Here is a 15,848-nt window from a genome sequence, read left to right as displayed (position 1 = left end):
AACCGGATTACGGTCGGTCTAGGATTCGCCGCATGAGCTTTGGGCAAGGGGGGCCCTCCTGGGGGCCGGGAGAGAGCCGGACTCCGGACTGGGCGGCGCTGGCGGACGCGTCCGCCGCACGCGGCAGGCGCAAGAAGTGGCTGATGATCGGCGGCGGCGCGCTGGCCACCGCCGCGGTGGCCGCGATCGTGGCCACGGCCGTCATCACGACCAGCGGAGGCGGCGCCTCCGGGTCGGACAAGAACGCGAGCGAGCTGCCGGCCCCCACCGAGCTGCCCTCGGAGACCTCCGCGCCGGAGCCCTCCTTCTCCTCGGTGGCACCGCCGCCCCCGCCGGACCCGAAGGACTACATAGCCGACGAGAAGAAGGACAAGGCCCCGGTCGACGTCAACGCCTTCTTCCCCGGCAAGAAGCTGACCATGGGCGACCGCGTCTACGCCAAGGGCGCCACCGCCCGTACGGCGAACTGCGCCGCGACGACCCAGGGCGCGCTCGGCTCGATCCTCGAGAACAACGGCTGCGACCAGGTCATCCGCGCGACGTACAGCAAGGGCGGCGTGGCGGTCACCGTCGGACTCGCCGTCTTCGGCACCGAGGCGGAGGCCAGGAAGGCCGCCCAGCAGGCGTCCGGCGGAGTCGCCTCGCTCAGCGGTTCGGGAGTCCCCACCTTCTGCCGCGGCGGATCCGTCTGCCGGCGCACCTCCAACTCATACGGCCGTTACGCCTACTTCACGATCGGCGGCTACACCAGCGGGAAGAACGTCACCACGTCCTCCAAGGACGCGTACAAGGTGGGTGACGACCTGACCGACTTCACCTTCCGGCAGATCCGTCGCCGCGGCGAGGTCCAGGCCTCGGCGGCCGCAGGTGCCCCCGTCGTCTGACCGCCCGTGCTGTGCTCCCTCCCCCACGCACCAGTCCCCGTCCCTCCCCTCGACCGAGGACCCGCAGCCGTGCGTCTGACCACCCTCTTCACCCTCCCGCGCGTCCTGCGCCACAGCGACGCGACAGGCGCCGGTCTGCCCCCGGACGAGGCCGTGGTCCTCGACGCCCCGGACCCCTCGCTGCGGGTGGCCCTCGCCGCCGCCGCGGCGGGTGACCACGCCCCGGCCGCCGAACTGCTCGCCCTCACCCGCGAGCACGCCCAGTGGGAGCGCAGGGACACCTGCGTCACCCGCCTCGCGCGGGCCTCGCTCCACCACCCGGGCTGGCTGGACAGCTGGCTGGAGGCGTCCCCGGAGGACCCCGACGCCGTACTGGTCAAGGCCGACCAGTACATCTGCCAGGCCTGGCAGATACGGACGGGGGCCCGGGCCAAGCACGTCGAGGCCGACCAGTTCCGGGCGTTCCACGCGGTGCTGCGGGACTCGGTGCCGGTGATATCCGCCGCCGCCGAGCTCAACCCCGACGACCCCGTCCCGTGGCGCGTCGCGCTGACCCAGGCCCGGGGTATCCAGGCCCCCCGGGACGTCTTCGACACCTATCTGGCCGAGGCGAACGCACGCGACCCGCACCACGAGGGCTGCCACATACAGGCGCTCCAGTACCTCTGCGACAAGTGGTGCGGCTCGCACGAGGAGATGTTCGCCTTCGCCGAGCAGGCGGCCGACCAGGCCCCTCCCGGCTCCCGGCTCCACGCGCTGCCACTCCAGGCCGTCGTCGAATACCTGATCGCCGACGAGGAGACGCCCGGCCCCGACCACACCGCCCGCGCCGAGGCTGCGGTGACCCGCGCCCAGGCCCTCTCCGACAGCTACGCCCCGGGAGACCGGGAGGCCGCCGGCTTCCGGAACCACCTGGCCCTGGTCCTGTGGTCGATGAACCGCTACGAGGAGGCCCTCACGGCCTTCCGCAGCATCGGGGTGCACGCCACGACCTTCCCCTGGACCTATTTCGGCGAGCCCCGGGCCGAATTCCTGGAGGCCCGCTCCGACACCCGCGTCGAGCTGGCGATGAAGATCCCCTTCTTCCGCCCCTCCCCCGAGCCCCCGGCCACCGCCGCACCCGAATGGGAGCGTGAGCTGGCACCGCGCTCGGTCGCCATCGCCTCCACAGGCCCCACCGAGGTGGCCCAGGCCGCCCTGATCTGCGGCCACAGCCTGCGGACGGCCCCGGCCGGCAGCCATCACACGTACGTCGAGATCGTCCCGGACCCCGTACGCGGCAAACGCGCGGCCCTGCTCCCGGAGGACCCGCTCACCTCGGCGGCCGACAACTTCACCACGGCCGAGGAGTGGCCCGCCCTGGTCCTGCACCGCACCCCGGAACGCAGCAGCTTCACCCTGCTGCACCGGGGCAGGAAGGTGACGGACCACACCTGGGAGACCGCCGCACCCGCCACCGACCACGCCGAGGCGGGCGCGACGGCCGCCGCGCTGGCCCGGGTGTACAAGCTGACCGACCCCCGCCCCCTGGCCCACATCCTGCGGGCCACCGGCGATCCCGCCCGCCACCAGGGAGAGCTCGTCGCCGCCCTGGGCCTCCCGCCGCTGCCCGCGGGATACGGCGGCGAGCAGGAGATCCTCACGGCGCTCCCCGGGGCCCGGGTGCTGACCCGGCGCGGCTTCCTCGCGGGCATGCGGGACACCATGACCACCAAGGACGGCGTCCACCCGGAGACCCCCGACCCGGACGAACCGCACCCGGCCCGCTGGTGGGTCCTGCGCACGGCCGGGCTGCTCTTCTTCAGCGCGGCGGCGGTCTACGCCTGGTGGACGCCCGACATCGGCTGGTTCCGCTCCACCGCGTCCACCGCCGTCGCCCTGTACTTCGCGGCCAAGCTGCTCCGCGCCCGGCGCCGCAGACCGGTCAGCAGCAGCCCGCCTCCGGAAGCGTCCTGACGTTCCGGGCCTCCAGCGCCCTGGCCGCCAGCAACCCGTCGGCCGGATAGGCCACTTCCTCCAGCGTCAGCCCGTGCGGCCGCACCACGTGCACCGCCGGATCCCGCACCTTGGCCGCCAGCACCTCGGCAGGCCACCCGGCCGGCCTGCGCCCGTCCCCGACGAACAGCGCCGCCCCGATCAGCGCCCGCACCATGTTGTGGCAGAACGCGTCGGCCTGCACGGTCGCCGTCAGCACACCCGACTCCGCGTCCCGCACCCAGTGCAGCTTCTGGAGCGTACGGATGGTCGTCGCGCCCTCACGCTTCTTGCAGTACGCGGCGAAGTCGTGCTCGCCCACCATCAGGGCGGCCGCCTCGTTCATCGCGGCCAGGTCCAGCGGCCGGTCGTGCCAGAGCACATGGCCACGGGTCAGCGGGTCCACACCGCCCGGCCGGTCCCCCACGCGGTACGCGTAACGCCGCCACAGCGCGGAGAAACGCGCGTTGAACCCCGCGGGTGCCTCCGCCGCCCGCCAGATGCGTACGTCCAGCGGCAGGCGCCCCGCCATCCGCCGCAGCAGCTTCTCCTCGTGCTCGGCCCACACCTCGGCCGGCAGGTCGACGTGCGCCACCTGCCCGCGCGCGTGCACCCCGGCGTCGGTGCGCCCGGCGACCGTCAGGTCGTACGTCACCGACGACCGCGTCACGGTGCGCAGCGCGTCCTCGATCTCGCCCTGCACCGTGCGCCTGCTGGTCTGCTTCGCCCAGCCGGAGAAGTCCTTGCCGTCGTAGGAAAGGTCCAGCCGTACCCGTACAAAGCCGGGCTCTGCCTCGTCACTCACCCGCAGATCCTCTCAAAACCGAACGGGCCCGCACCGCCCCGAAGGGTGATGCGGGCCCGTACCTGGGTCTCAGAACGCTCAGGCGTCCTTGGACTCCTCAGCGGCGTCGGCCGGCTTGGCGTCCTCGACGGTCTCGGCCGGAGCCTCGTCCTTCTTGAGGTCGTCTTCCTTCACGGCACGCTTCGTCGCGGCCTCGGCCTCACCGGTGGCCTGCTGGGCCACGGTCAGCGCCTCGACCAGCTCGATGACGGCCATCGGGGCGTTGTCGCCACGACGGTTGCCGATCTTGGTGATGCGGGTGTAACCACCGGGGCGGTTCTCGTACCGCGGGGCGATCTCGGTGAAGAGCGTGTGCACGATGCCCTTGTCCGTGATCGACTGCAGCACCAGGCGACGGTTGTGGATGTCGCCCTTCTTCGCCTTGGTGATGAAACGCTCGGCGACCGGACGCAGGCGGCGGGCCTTGGCCTCGGTCGTGGTGATGCGGCCGTGCTCGAACAGCGACTTCGCGAGGTTGATGAGAAGAAGCTTCTCGTGCGCAGCGCTGCCGCCCAGACGGGCACCCTTGGCGGGCTGAGGCATGGTTTTTCTCCTTGTGTGCTGCACCGGCCGTATCAGGTACCGGTGTCAGTTCCCGCGAGGCGGCCGCCCCGCGGAAGTCTTTACTCCGCAGCGGCTGATACCGGCTTCCACCAGCCATCAGCCACATCAAGCCCGTCCGACTCACACCGGACAGCAGCCAAAATCAAGCCCTTGGGAGTCCCCCCGGACGAAGTCTGGGGGAGTTTGAGGACAAGGCCTGAGCCCCGGCGCGGGGCACCCTGAAAACCGGGCACCCCCGCCGGAAGGCGATCAGTACTGCTCGGTCTCCACGAAACCGGCGTCCGCGTCGTCGTCCGCGCCGAACGCGTCCGCGGCGGCGGTCGGGTCGAAGCCGGGAGGCGAGTCCTTGAGCGCGAGGCCCATACCGGCCAGCTTCGCCTTGACCTCGTCGATCGACTTCGCACCGAAGTTGCGGATGTCGAGCAGGTCCGCCTCGGAGCGGGCCACGAGCTCACCCACGGAGTGGATGCCCTCGCGCTTGAGGCAGTTGTACGAACGGACCGTGAGCTCGAGCTCCTCGATCGGCAGCGCCAGATCGGCGGCGAGCGCGGCGTCCGTCGGGGACGGGCCCATGTCGATGCCCTCGGCGTCGATGTTGAGCTCGCGCGCCAGACCGAACAGCTCGACCAGGGTCTTACCGGCCGACGCCATGGCGTCACGGGGACGCATGGCCTGCTTGGTCTCGACGTCGACGATCAGCTTGTCGAAGTCGGTGCGCTGCTCGACACGGGTCGCCTCGACCTTGTACGTGACCTTGAGCACCGGCGAGTAGATGGAGTCGACCGGAATCCGGCCGATCTCCTGGCCCACCTGCTTGTTCTGGACGGCGGAGACGTAGCCGCGACCGCGCTCGACGGTCAGCTCCATCTCCAGCTTGCCCTTGCCGTTGAGCGTGGCCAGGACCAGGTCCGGGTTGTGGACCTCGACACCGGCCGGCGGGGCGATGTCAGCAGCGGTGACCAGGCCGGGACCCTGCTTGCGCAGGTACATCACGACCGGCTCGTCGTGCTCCGAGGAGACGACCAGCTGCTTGATGTTGAGGATGAGGTCGGTCACGTCCTCCTTGACGCCCGGCACGGTGGTGAACTCGTGCAGGACACCGTCGATCCGGATGCTGGTGACAGCGGCACCGGGGATCGAGGAGAGGAGGGTACGACGCAGGGAGTTGCCGAGGGTGTAACCGAAGCCCGGCTCCAGCGGCTCGATCACGAACCGGGAGCGGAACTCGTCGACGACCTCTTCGGTCAGCGACGGACGCTGAGCGATAAGCATGAAGGAATCCTTCAGTCGTGGGCACCCACTATTTGATGCCCGACAGATGAAACAAGGATACGGGCGGCACGCCCTGGGAAGGACATACCGCCCGGATCCGACGCTACTGACGCACGGCCGTCACCGGCCGTGGCGAATCAGACGCGGCGACGCTTCGGCGGACGGCAGCCGTTGTGCGGCGTCGGGGTGACGTCCTGGATCGAACCGACCTCGAGGCCCGTGGCCTGGAGGGAGCGGATCGCGGTCTCGCGGCCGGAGCCCGGACCCTTCACGAAGACGTCGACCTTGCGCATGCCGTGCTCCTGCGCGCGGCGGGCGGCCGACTCGGCGGCCATCTGCGCGGCGAAGGGGGTGGACTTGCGCGAGCCCTTGAAGCCGACGTGGCCGGCGGAGGCCCAGGAGATCACGTTGCCCGAGGGGTCCGTGATCGAGACGATGGTGTTGTTGAACGTGCTCTTGATGTGGGCGTGCCCGTGAGCGACGTTCTTCTTTTCCTTGCGACGCACCTTCTTGGCTGCGCCCTGACGACCCTTGGGGGGCATGTCTTGACTCCAGATGGAGAGGGGAGGTGATCGGTCCTACAGCGAAGACCGCTGGTTGCTGCGGGCCCCGGACGTCCGGAGATCCGCAGTGCGTCCGCTGAGGACTACTTCTTGCCCGGCTTCTTCTTACCGGCGATGGCGCGACGCGGGCCCTTGCGGGTACGCGCGTTCGTGCTGGTGCGCTGACCGTGGACCGGCAGACCGCGACGGTGCCGGATGCCCTGGTAGCAGCCGATCTCGATCTTGCGGCGGATGTCGCCCTGGATCTCGCGGCGAAGGTCACCCTCGGTGCGGAGGTTGGCGTCGACGTACTCGCGGATCTTGACCAGGTCCTCTTCGGCCAGGTCACGAACGCGGGTGTTCGGGTTCACGCCGGCGCTGGCGAGGATCTCCTTGGACCGGGTACGCCCGATGCCGAAGACGTAGGTGAGGGCAACCTCCACGCGCTTTTCGCGCGGGATGTCAACACCTGAAACGCGTGCCATTCAATGGCTCCAGTTGTTATTTCGGGGGTCTTCCACAGGACCACTCCCGACCGCCGACCTCACCCGTGTGGGAGAGGTGGTACGCCCGGGTCCCCGGCCCCCGCCGGAGGTGTCGTCAGCCGAAGCTTGGACGGGCTCTGCGTATGTACGTTTACGTGCGTCGCGCGAAGAGCTGCGAGATGCAGGTGGTCGTGCGTCAGCCCTGGCGCTGCTTGTGGCGCAGGTTGTCGCAGATGACCATGACCCGGCCGTGACGGCGGATCACCTTGCACTTGTCGCAGATCTTCTTGACGCTCGGCTTGACCTTCATGGGATGTCAGGTTCTCCGGGTCAGTGCCCTCACCACGCCGAAGCGGGATGGCGGCAAGATCTACTTGTACCGGTAGACGATCCGGCCACGCGTCAGGTCGTACGGAGACAGCTCCACGACGACCCGGTCATCGGGAAGAATACGGATGTAGTGCATCCGCATCTTGCCGCTGATGTGCGCGAGGACCTTGTGACCGTTCTGGAGCTCCACCCTGAACATGGCGTTCGGGAGAGACTCGATCACGGTGCCCTCAATTTCGATGGCACCTTGCTTCTTGGCCACGCTTCGCCTTTCGAATCGGCTACCTTGATCGACTCACGCCGCCGCATGAAGACACACGGATGCACGAGAGCCGACGAGTCAGTCTACGTCAGCGGACTCCAAAAGACGAATCCGTCAAGTTTGCCCACTTCCTCTGATCCTTAGACACGGATCAGCCGGACAGTCCTGGTGAGCGTCAGGGCGGGGCGTCGGGCCGGACCGTCAGGCGAGCGGGTCCGGCGCCGCCTCGACGCCGTACTGGGCGAGCTTCGCCCGGCCGCAGTCCGGTGAGGTCAGGACCAGCGGGCCCTGTTCCGTGAGGGCGATCGAGTGCTCCCAGTGCGAGGACCAGGTGCCGTCGGTCGTGAGGACCGTCCACTCGTCGGCGAGGACCTTCGTCTGCGCGGTGCCCAGCGAGACCATCGGCTCGATGGCCAGGCAGACACCGGGGACCAGCTTGATGCCCTTGCCGCGCTTGCGCGAGACGTAGTTCAGGAGGTGCGGGTCCATGTGCATCTCGGTGCCGATGCCGTGGCCGCCGTAGTCCTCGATGATCCCGTACTTGCCGGTCGCCGGGCGGGGCTGGCGGCGGATGTAGGACTCGATGGCCTTCGAGATGTCGACGAGCCGGTTGTTCACCTTCATCGCGGCGATCCCGGCCCACATCGACTCCTCGGTCACCCGGGAGAGCTCGACGAGCTCCGGAGCGTGGCCGGTGCCCACGAAGGCGGTGTACGCCGCGTCGCCGTGCCAGCCGTCGATGATGGCGCCGGCGTCGATCGAGATGATGTCGCCGTCCTTCAGGACGGTCTTCTCGTCCGGGATGCCGTGGACGACGACCTCGTTCACCGAGGTGCAGATCGTCGCGGGGAATCCGCCGTAACCCAGGAAGTTGGACTTCGCGCCGTGGTCGGCGATCACCTTGCGGGCGACCTCGTCCAGGTCCTTCGTCGTGGCGCCGGGGACGGCCGCCTCGCGGGTGGCGGCGTGAATGGCAGCGACCACGAGGCCCGCCTCGCGCATCTTCGCGATCTGCTCGGGGGTCTTGATCTGCACCATTGCGCGGCGCCTCTCTGCTTACGAAGGGAAACGGTTGAAGCCGTACTCCACGATACGGCGCCAAAACAGTCGGCCGCGACGCCCGAGGGCGCCGCGGCCGGCTGCGTGGTTCTAAGGGGCGGTCAGCCCTCGTCGGACTTCTTGAGGGCCTCCATGGCCCGCTCGGTCACCTCGGTGACCTTGCCGAGCGCCGAGATCGTCACGACCAGGCCCTGGGACCGGTAGTAGTCGATGATCGGCTCGGTCTGCGTGTGGTAGACCTCGAGACGGGTACGGACCGTCTCCTCGGTGTCGTCGTCCCGCTGGTACAGCTCGCCGCCGCAGGCGTCGCAGACGCCCTCGGTCTTCGGCTGGTTGTACGACACGTGGAAGACGTGCGCGCTGTCGTTACGGCAGATACGGCGGCCGGCGATGCGCTTGACCACCTCGTCCTCGGGGACCTCGAGGTCAAGAACCGCGTCGAGCTTGACGCCCTCGCTGTGCAGCATCTCGTCGAGTGCCGCGGCCTGCCCCACGTTGCGGGGGAAGCCGTCCAGGAGGAAGCCGTTCTCGGCGTCCGACTGGGACATGCGGTCCTTGGCCATCGCGATGGTGACTTCGTCCGGCACCAGCTGTCCCGCGTCCATGAAGGCGCGGGCCTGCTTGCCAAGGTCGGTGCCCTGGCTGATGTTGGCGCGGAAGAGGTCGCCCGTGGAGATGTGCGGAATCGACAGATTCTTGGCAAGGAACGCAGCCTGCGTTCCCTTGCCGGCACCGGGCGGCCCGACGAGGACGATTCGCATCAGCGGAGGAACCCTTCGTAATTGCGCTGCTGGAGCTGACTCTCGATCTGCTTCACGGTCTCCAGACCCACACCCACGATGATCAGGATGCTCGTCCCGCCGAACGGGAAGTTCTGGTTAGCGCCACCGAAGCCTGCCAACGCCATCGTCGGCACCAGAGCGATCAGACCCAGATACAGCGAGCCCGGCCAAGTGATCCGGTTGAGCACGTAGCTCAGATACTCGGCAGTAGGTCGACCTGCCCGGATACCCGGGATGAAGCCACCATACTTCTTCATGTTGTCCGCGACTTCCTCGGGGTTGAACGAGATCGCCACATAGAAGAATGCGAAGAACACGATCAACAGGAAGTACGTCGCGATGTAGTACGGGTGGTCGCCCTTGACGAAGTGATCCTGAATCCAGGTCGCCCAGCCCGCGGTGGAGTTGGAGAACTGAACGATTAGAGCAGGAATGTAGAGCAGCGAAGAAGCGAAGATGACGGGAATCACACCCGCCTGGTTCACCTTCAGCGGGATGTAAGTGGACGTACCACCGTAGGACCGGCGCCCGATCATCCGCTTCGCGTACTGCACCGGAACCCGGCGCTGGGCCTGTTCGACGAAGACGACGAGGCCGACCATCACGAAGCCGATGAGGATGACGGTGATGAACTCGATCCAGCCGTCGGCCAGCTTGCCGCTCTGCTTGATGGCCCAGAGAGCGCCGGGGAAGCTGGCGGCGATCGAGATGAACATCAGGATCGACATGCCGTTGCCGATGCCGCGGTCGGTGATGAGCTCACCGAGCCACATGACGGCGGCGGTACCGGCGGTCATGGTGATCACCATGACGATGGTCGTGAAGATCGACTGGTTCGGGACAACCTGGTCGGCGACGGAGCAGCCGCTGAAGAGCGCGCCGCTGCGAGCGGTCGCCACCAGGCCGGTGCCCTGGAGGATCGCCAGCGCGACGGTCAGATAACGCGTGTACTGCGTGATCTTGGCCGTGCCCGACTGCCCCTCCTTCTTGAGGGCTTCGAGCCTGGGGATGACGACGGTCAGCAGCTGGAGAATGATGCTGGCCGTGATGTACGGCATGATGCCGAGCGCGAAGATCGTGATCTGCAGCAGTGCACCACCGCTGAACATGTTCACCAGACCGAACAGGCTGTTGTTGCCCTGACTGGCCTGGTCAACACAGGTCTGGACGTTCTCGTAGCTCACCCCCGGTACGGGAATGTGCGCACCGAGACGGTAGAGCACGATGATGCCGAGCGTGAAGAGCAGCTTCTTGCGCAGGTCGGGCGTCTTGAACGCCCGGGCGAACGCGGTGAGCACGGTGCCTCCTGCGACCCCCGCGCAAAAGCGTGAGGTGACGGTCTTGAGGATCGACGATTACGTAACAGCCAACGGACCCCGGGCTCTTGCCCAGGACTTACCACAGCAACAGTGCACGCCACCTTACCGGCGTACATGCCCCCCTAGGAACGACCAACCGGGGATGCCCCAAATGAGAGGCATCCCCGGTCGGGTGTTCAGGCCACAGACCTGTCCGAGTTGTCTCAGACGAGTTCGGTGACGGTGCCGCCGGCAGCGGCGATCTTCTCCTTGGCGGAGCCGGAGACGGCGTCAACCGAAACCTGCAGCGCCACGGAGATCTCGCCCTGTCCGAGGACCTTGACGAGGTGGTTGTTGCGCACAGCGCCCTTGGCGACCAGGTCGGCCACCGTGACCTCTCCACCCTCGGGGTAGAGCGTCGCGAGCTTGTCCAGGTTCACGACCTGGTACTCCGTGCGGAACGGGTTCTTGAAGCCCTTGAGCTTCGGGAGACGCATGTGGAGGGGCATCTGGCCACCCTCGAAGCGCTCCGGAACCTGGTAACGAGCCTTCGTACCCTTGGTACCACGGCCTGCGGTCTTACCCTTGGACGCCTCACCACGACCCACACGGGTCTTGGCGGTCTTGGCGCCCGGGGCAGGCCGGAGGTTGTGGGCCTTCAGCGGGCTGTTCTCCGCCATGTCAGTCAACCTCCTCAACCGTCACGAGGTGGCGGACGGTCTGAACCATTCCGCGGAACTCGGGGCGGTCCTCCTTGACAACCGAGTCGTTCAGGCGCTTGAGCCCGAGCGAACGCAGGGTGTCGCGGTGGTTCTGCTTGCTGCCGATGTACGACTTCGTCTGCGTGATCTTGAGGCGAGCCATTACGCACCCGCTCCCGCACGCGCACGGAGCAGAGCCGCGGGGGCGACGTCCTCGAGGGGCAGACCGCGGCGGGCCGCGATCTCCTCGGGACGCTGCAGGCCCTGGAGGGCCGCCACGGTCGCGTGCACGATGTTGATCGGGTTCGAAGAACCGAGCGACTTCGACAGGATGTCGTGAACGCCGGCGCACTCCAGAACGGCGCGCACCGGGCCACCGGCGATAACACCGGTACCGGGGGAAGCAGGCTTCAGCAGGACGACGCCCGCAGCCTTCTCGCCCTGGATCGGGTGAGGGATGGTGCCCTGGATACGCGGGACCTTGAAGAAGCTCTTCTTGGCCTCTTCGACGCCCTTGGCGATGGCCGCGGGAACTTCCTTGGCCTTGCCGTATCCGACACCGACGGTGCCGTCACCATCGCCCACCACGACCAGCGCGGTGAAGCTGAAGCGACGACCACCCTTCACTACCTTGGCGACGCGGTTGATCGCGACGACACGCTCGACGTACGCGGTCTTCTCGGCGGCAGCGCCACCGTCACGGCCCTTCCGGTCCCGCCGCTCGCCGCCACCGGCACCGCTTCCGCGGCGCTGGGGTCCAGCCATTGGAATTACCTCTCTCTGTTACGTCCGCTGTGCGTTGGAACCGGGGCTTAGAACTTCAGCCCGGCTTCACGGGCGGCGTCAGCCAGAGCGGCAATCCGCCCGGCGTACTGGTTACCACCGCGGTCAAACACGACGGCCTCGACGCCTGCGGCCTTGGCACGCTCGGCGACAAGCGCGCCGACCTGCTTGGCCTGGGCGCTCTTGTCACCCTCCGCACCACGGATCGACGTGTCCAGGGTCGACGCCGACGCGAGCGTGTGGCCCGCGATGTCGTCGATGACCTGGGCGACGATGTGGCGGTTGGAACGCGTCACGACCAAGCGGGGACGCTCCGGCGAACCGGAGATGTGCTTGCGGACGCGGATATGGCGCCGCTTGAGAGCGGCACGCTTGTACGCGTCGCCCTTGGCGATCTTCACACCGTATGCCATGGCTACTTACCAGCCTTTCCGACCTTGCGCCGGATGACCTCGCCGGCGTACTTGACGCCCTTGGCCTTGTACGGGTCGGGCTTCCGCAGCTTGCGGATGTTGGCGGCTACCTCGCCGACCTTCTGCTTGTCGATGCCCTCGACGCTGAGCTTCGTGGGCGACTCGACCTTGAAGGTGATGCCTTCCGGAGCCTCGATGAGGATCGGGTGGCTGTAGCCCAGGGCGAACTCCAGGTTGGAGCCCTTCGCCTGGACGCGGTAACCGACACCACTGATCTCGAGCGCCTTGCTGTATCCCTGGGTCACACCGGTGATCATGTTCGCCACCAGCGTGCGGGACAGGCCGTGAAGGGCCTTGTTCTGACGCTCGTCGTTCGGGCGGACGACGCTGAGCACGCCGTCCTCACCCTTGGTGACCTCGATCGGCGCGGCGACGGTGTGCGAGAGGGAACCCTTCGGGCCCTTCACCGCGACCGTGCGGCCATCGATGGTGACGTCCACACCGGCGGGAACCTGGATGGGGAGCTTGCCGATTCGCGACATGAGCTTTCCTTCCTTTCCCGACTACCAGACGTAGGCGAGGACTTCCCCACCTACGCCCTTCTTGCCTGCCTGCTGGCCGGTCAGGAGGCCGTGGGACGTGGAGATGATCGCCACGCCCAGGCCGCCGAGAACCTTCGGCAGGTTGGTGGACTTTGCGTACACACGCAGACCCGGCTTCGAGATGCGCTTGATGCCGGCGATCGAACGCTCGCGGTTCGGCCCGAACTTCAGCTCGAGAACGAGGCTCTTACCGACCTCGGCGTCCTCGACCTTCCAGCCGGTGATGAAGCCCTCCTGCTGGAGGATCTCCGCGATGTGCGACTTGATCTTGCTGTGCGGCATCGAAACATCGTCGTGATACGCCGAGTTCGCGTTACGCAGACGCGTGAGCATGTCTGCGATGGGATCAGTCATGGTCATGAGTTGGCCTTCGGCCTCTCTCGCCGGGGTTTCCTGTATGCGCCATCCCTCTCCCCACTCAGTGGCGGGACGGGTGCGGTGCGGGGACCTACGGCGTAGTAAGTCGGTCAGGGCGGCAGGCGCCCAACCCTTCAAGCCTACGGCATGAAGAGCGGGGCTCCTGCCGACCGGATACTTACCGAGAGCTTTCCGGTCCTACGACGCCCGAGGGCGAAGCAGGATTACCAGGAGCTCTTGGTCACGCCCGGCAGCTCGCCACGGTGAGCCATCTCACGAAGGCACACGCGGCAGAGGCCGAACTTGCGGTAGACGGAGTGGGGCCGGCCGCAGCGCTGGCAGCGGGTGTAACCGCGCACGCCGAACTTCGGCTTACGGGCGGCCTTAGCGATCAGAGCCTTCTTCGCCACGGTCAGTTCTCCTTGAACGGGAAGCCGAGGTGACGAAGCAGGGCACGACCCTCGTCGTCGTTGGTCGCCGTGGTGACCACGGTGATGTCCATGCCCCGGACCCGGTCGATCTTGTCCTGGTCGATCTCGTGGAACATGACCTGCTCCGTGAGACCGAAGGTGTAGTTGCCACGGCCGTCGAACTGCTTCGGCGACAGACCACGGAAGTCACGGATACGCGGAAGCGCGAGCGACAGCGTACGGTCCAGGAACTCCCACATGCGGTCACCACGGAGGGTGACGTGGCAGCCGATCGGCTGCCCCTCGCGCAGCTTGAACTGCGCGATCGACTTGCGGGCCTTCGTGACGGCGGGCTTCTGGCCGGTGATCGTGGTGAGGTCCTTGACGGCACCGTCGATCAGCTTGGAGTCGCGGGCGGCGTCGCCCACACCCATGTTGACCACGATCTTGACCAGACCGGGGACCTGCATGACGTTCTCGTAGGAGAACTCCTCACGCAGCTTGCCGGCGATCTCTTCGCGGTAGCGCGTCTTGAGACGCGGCGCAGTGGTGGTCGTCATCAGATGTCCTCACCGGTCCGCTTGGCAACGCGGATCTTCTTGCCCTCGTCGTCAAAGCGGTAGCCGACGCGGGTGACGACCTTGTTGCCGTCCTTCTCCACGACCAGCTGAACGTTGCTGACGTGAATCGGGGCCTCGGTGGTGACAATGCCACCCGTCTGCGAACCGCGAGCCGTCTGACCGGCCTTGGTGTGCTTCTTGACCCGGTTGACACCCTCGACGAGGACGCGGTCCTGAGCGGGGAAGGCAACGATGACCTTGCCCTGCTTGCCCTTGTCCTTACCGGTGATGACCTGAACCAGGTCGCCCTTCTTGATCTTCATGCTTACAGCACCTCCGGCGCGAGCGAGATGATCTTCATGAACTTCTTCTCGCGCAGCTCACGGCCCACCGGGCCGAAGATACGGGTGCCGCGGGGGTCGCCGTCGTTCTTGAGAATGACAGCGGCGTTCTCGTCGAAGCGGATGTACGAGCCATCCGGGCGACGACGCTCCTTGACGGTGCGAACGATGACGGCCTTGACGACGTCACCCTTCTTCACGTTGCCACCGGGGATCGCGTCCTTGACGGTGGCGACGATGACGTCACCGATGCCCGCGTAGCGGCGACCCGAGCCACCGAGAACACGGATGGTGAGAATTTCCTTCGCACCCGTGTTGTCGGCGACGCGCAGTCGCGACTCCTGCTGGATCACGTCTATCTCCTGATCGTCTGCCGGTTCCCGGCGGGGGCTCCGGTGAAGGTGCCCCCGCCGAGCCTGGCGGAACTTGCCTGAGGGGAATGCCCTTCAGGAATTACTTGGCCTTCTCGAGGATCTCGACGATGCGCCAGCGCTTCGTGGCGGACAGCGGACGCGTCTCCATGATGACAACGCGGTCGCCGACGCCTGCAGCGTTCTGCTCGTCGTGGGCCTTGAGCTTGTTCGTACGGCGGATGACCTTGCCGTACAGCGCGTGCTTGACGCGGTCCTCGACAGCGACGACGACGGTCTTGTCCATCTTGTCGCTGACGACCAGACCCTCACGGGTCTTACGGAAACCGCGGTCGGTGTTGGTCTCAGTCACAGTCTTCTCGCTCATCAGACGCTCTCCACCGTCTCGATGCCCAGCTCGCGCTCGCGCATCAGGGTGTAGATCCGGGCGATGTCCTTACGGACGGACTTGAGCCGACCGTGGTTCTCGAGCTGCCCCGTCGCCGCCTGGAAGCGGAGGTTGAACAGCTCTTCCTTGGCCTCGCGGAGCTTGTTGAGAAGCTCCTCGCCGCCCAGCTCGCGCAGCTCGGACGCCTTGGTACCGGCCGACATCACGACTCACCTGCCTCGCGCCGAACGATCCGGCACTTCATCGGAAGCTTGTGAGCAGCGCGGGTGAGCGCCTCACGAGCAATCTTCTCGTTCGGGTAGGACAGCTCGAACATCACCCGACCGGGCTTGACGTTCGCGATCCACCACTCGGGAGAACCCTTACCGGAACCCATGCGGGTCTCGGCAGGCTTCTTCGTCAGGGGGCGGTCCGGGTAGATGTTGATCCAGACCTTGCCGCCACGCTTGATGTGGCGGGTCATCGCGATACGAGCTGCCTCGATCTGGCGGTTCGTCACGTACGCCGGGGACAGCGCCTGGATGCCGTACTCGCCGAACGCAACCTGCGTGCCACCCTTGGACATACCGCTGCGCTTCGGGTGGTGCTGCTTGCGGTGCTTGACCCTACGGGGGATCAGCATTTCG

At 67.0% G+C, this 15,848-nt stretch carries 25 protein-coding genes; 2 read left to right on the top strand and 23 right to left on the bottom strand.

All coding sequences use genetic code 11. The features are described 5' to 3' along the window. The first annotated feature begins 32 nt into the window (after window positions 1-32). Together ACIQM3_RS02440 and ACIQM3_RS02435 are read left to right on the top strand one after the other, a co-directional pair. Window positions 33-884 carry a hypothetical protein gene (locus ACIQM3_RS02440; protein ID WP_401617676.1) on the top strand — a complete coding sequence of 284 codons (852 nt, stop codon included), beginning with the start codon at window positions 33-35 and terminating at the stop codon, window positions 882-884. 69 nt (window positions 885-953) lie between these two features. Then, window positions 954-2,840, top strand: coding sequence for a hypothetical protein (locus ACIQM3_RS02435; protein WP_401617674.1), 1,887 nt, complete (start codon window positions 954-956; stop codon window positions 2,838-2,840). Here ACIQM3_RS02435 and truA read toward each other — a convergent pair. From truA to rplP, 23 genes are all read right to left on the bottom strand, one after another. Beyond that, complete coding sequence (gene truA, locus ACIQM3_RS02430) at window positions 2,809-3,663, bottom strand: tRNA pseudouridine(38-40) synthase TruA (protein ID WP_401617671.1); 855 nt, start codon at window positions 3,661-3,663, stop codon at window positions 2,809-2,811. The genes ACIQM3_RS02435 and truA overlap by 32 nt on opposite strands. Before the next feature lie 78 nt (window positions 3,664-3,741). After that, a complete protein-coding gene (gene rplQ, locus ACIQM3_RS02425) occupies window positions 3,742-4,245 on the bottom strand; it encodes a 50S ribosomal protein L17 (RefSeq protein WP_358682830.1) in 504 nt (167 codons plus the stop codon). Window positions 4,246-4,515: 270 nt separating this feature from the next. Continuing rightward, the gene (locus ACIQM3_RS02420) at window positions 4,516-5,538 is read right to left on the bottom strand and encodes a DNA-directed RNA polymerase subunit alpha (RefSeq protein ID WP_003966937.1); all 1,023 of its coding nucleotides are present in this window, start codon (window positions 5,536-5,538) and stop codon (window positions 4,516-4,518) included. Between the two features lie 137 nt (window positions 5,539-5,675). Then, on the bottom strand, window positions 5,676-6,080 hold the full coding sequence (gene rpsK, locus ACIQM3_RS02415) for a 30S ribosomal protein S11 (RefSeq protein WP_003956432.1): 405 nt from the start codon (window positions 6,078-6,080) through the stop codon (window positions 5,676-5,678). Window positions 6,081-6,184: 104 nt separating this feature from the next. Beyond that, a complete protein-coding gene (gene rpsM, locus ACIQM3_RS02410) occupies window positions 6,185-6,565 on the bottom strand; it encodes a 30S ribosomal protein S13 (protein WP_185299079.1) in 381 nt (126 codons plus the stop codon). Window positions 6,566-6,761: 196 nt separating this feature from the next. Beyond that, window positions 6,762-6,875, bottom strand: coding sequence for a 50S ribosomal protein L36 (gene rpmJ, locus ACIQM3_RS02405; RefSeq protein WP_003956441.1), 114 nt, complete (start codon window positions 6,873-6,875; stop codon window positions 6,762-6,764). A 60-nt stretch (window positions 6,876-6,935) separates the two neighbouring features. Beyond that, a complete protein-coding gene (infA, locus tag ACIQM3_RS02400) occupies window positions 6,936-7,157 on the bottom strand; it encodes a translation initiation factor IF-1 (protein WP_014047798.1) in 222 nt (73 codons plus the stop codon). A gap of 201 nt (window positions 7,158-7,358) precedes the next feature. Further along, the gene (map, locus tag ACIQM3_RS02395) at window positions 7,359-8,195 is read right to left on the bottom strand and encodes a type I methionyl aminopeptidase (protein ID WP_104788307.1); all 837 of its coding nucleotides are present in this window, start codon (window positions 8,193-8,195) and stop codon (window positions 7,359-7,361) included. 122 nt (window positions 8,196-8,317) lie between these two features. After that, entirely contained in the window at window positions 8,318-8,977 is a 660-nt protein-coding gene (locus tag ACIQM3_RS02390; RefSeq protein WP_401617666.1) for an adenylate kinase, read from the bottom strand. Next, complete coding sequence (gene secY / locus ACIQM3_RS02385; RefSeq protein WP_104788304.1) at window positions 8,977-10,296, bottom strand: preprotein translocase subunit SecY; 1,320 nt, start codon at window positions 10,294-10,296, stop codon at window positions 8,977-8,979. Before secY ends, ACIQM3_RS02390 begins: the two co-directional genes overlap by 1 nt. 224 nt (window positions 10,297-10,520) lie before the next feature. Next, window positions 10,521-10,976: a 50S ribosomal protein L15 gene (gene rplO / locus ACIQM3_RS02380; protein WP_014047794.1), complete on the bottom strand. Its 456-nt coding sequence runs from the start codon at window positions 10,974-10,976 to the stop codon at window positions 10,521-10,523. 1 nt (window position 10,977) lies between these two features. Continuing rightward, window positions 10,978-11,160 carry a 50S ribosomal protein L30 gene (gene rpmD, locus ACIQM3_RS02375; RefSeq protein WP_006126892.1) on the bottom strand — a complete coding sequence of 61 codons (183 nt, stop codon included), beginning with the start codon at window positions 11,158-11,160 and terminating at the stop codon, window positions 10,978-10,980. Then, on the bottom strand, window positions 11,160-11,762 hold the full coding sequence (rpsE, locus tag ACIQM3_RS02370) for a 30S ribosomal protein S5 (RefSeq protein ID WP_014047793.1): 603 nt from the start codon (window positions 11,760-11,762) through the stop codon (window positions 11,160-11,162). Before rpsE ends, rpmD begins: the two co-directional genes overlap by 1 nt. Before the next feature lie 47 nt (window positions 11,763-11,809). Then, entirely contained in the window at window positions 11,810-12,193 is a 384-nt protein-coding gene (gene rplR, locus ACIQM3_RS02365; RefSeq protein ID WP_033297607.1) for a 50S ribosomal protein L18, read from the bottom strand. Between the two features lie 2 nt (window positions 12,194-12,195). After that, window positions 12,196-12,735, bottom strand: coding sequence for a 50S ribosomal protein L6 (rplF, locus tag ACIQM3_RS02360; protein WP_103514100.1), 540 nt, complete (start codon window positions 12,733-12,735; stop codon window positions 12,196-12,198). A 21-nt stretch (window positions 12,736-12,756) separates the two neighbouring features. Continuing rightward, window positions 12,757-13,155 carry a 30S ribosomal protein S8 gene (gene rpsH, locus ACIQM3_RS02355; protein WP_356714189.1) on the bottom strand — a complete coding sequence of 133 codons (399 nt, stop codon included), beginning with the start codon at window positions 13,153-13,155 and terminating at the stop codon, window positions 12,757-12,759. Window positions 13,156-13,376: 221 nt separating this feature from the next. After that, window positions 13,377-13,562 carry a type Z 30S ribosomal protein S14 gene (locus ACIQM3_RS02350; RefSeq protein ID WP_003948630.1) on the bottom strand — a complete coding sequence of 62 codons (186 nt, stop codon included), beginning with the start codon at window positions 13,560-13,562 and terminating at the stop codon, window positions 13,377-13,379. Between the two features lie 2 nt (window positions 13,563-13,564). Beyond that, on the bottom strand, window positions 13,565-14,122 hold the full coding sequence (rplE, locus tag ACIQM3_RS02345; protein ID WP_073718383.1) for a 50S ribosomal protein L5: 558 nt from the start codon (window positions 14,120-14,122) through the stop codon (window positions 13,565-13,567). Then, complete coding sequence (gene rplX, locus ACIQM3_RS02340) at window positions 14,122-14,445, bottom strand: 50S ribosomal protein L24 (RefSeq protein ID WP_014047788.1); 324 nt, start codon at window positions 14,443-14,445, stop codon at window positions 14,122-14,124. Before rplX ends, rplE begins: the two co-directional genes overlap by 1 nt. Window positions 14,446-14,447: 2 nt before the next feature. Beyond that, window positions 14,448-14,816 (bottom strand): 50S ribosomal protein L14, encoded by a 369-nt coding sequence (gene rplN, locus ACIQM3_RS02335; protein ID WP_003974257.1) that lies wholly within the window; start codon window positions 14,814-14,816, stop codon window positions 14,448-14,450. Window positions 14,817-14,916: 100 nt separating this feature from the next. Then, the gene (gene rpsQ, locus ACIQM3_RS02330; RefSeq protein WP_069171155.1) at window positions 14,917-15,201 is read right to left on the bottom strand and encodes a 30S ribosomal protein S17; all 285 of its coding nucleotides are present in this window, start codon (window positions 15,199-15,201) and stop codon (window positions 14,917-14,919) included. Continuing rightward, a complete protein-coding gene (rpmC, locus tag ACIQM3_RS02325) occupies window positions 15,201-15,425 on the bottom strand; it encodes a 50S ribosomal protein L29 (RefSeq protein WP_033297602.1) in 225 nt (74 codons plus the stop codon). The genes rpsQ and rpmC overlap by 1 nt, the downstream gene beginning before the upstream one ends. Further along, window positions 15,425-15,844 (bottom strand): 50S ribosomal protein L16, encoded by a 420-nt coding sequence (gene rplP / locus ACIQM3_RS02320; RefSeq protein ID WP_014154587.1) that lies wholly within the window; start codon window positions 15,842-15,844, stop codon window positions 15,425-15,427. The genes rpmC and rplP overlap by 1 nt, the downstream gene beginning before the upstream one ends. Window positions 15,845-15,848 lie beyond the last annotated feature (4 nt).

Origin of the sequence: Streptomyces sp. NPDC091271, from assembly GCF_044757505.1 — a bacterium.
Classification (GTDB): domain Bacteria; phylum Actinomycetota; class Actinomycetes; order Streptomycetales; family Streptomycetaceae; genus Streptomyces.
Note: the sequence above shows the minus strand (reverse complement) of the source record. Positions and strands in the feature narration are given on the sequence as shown.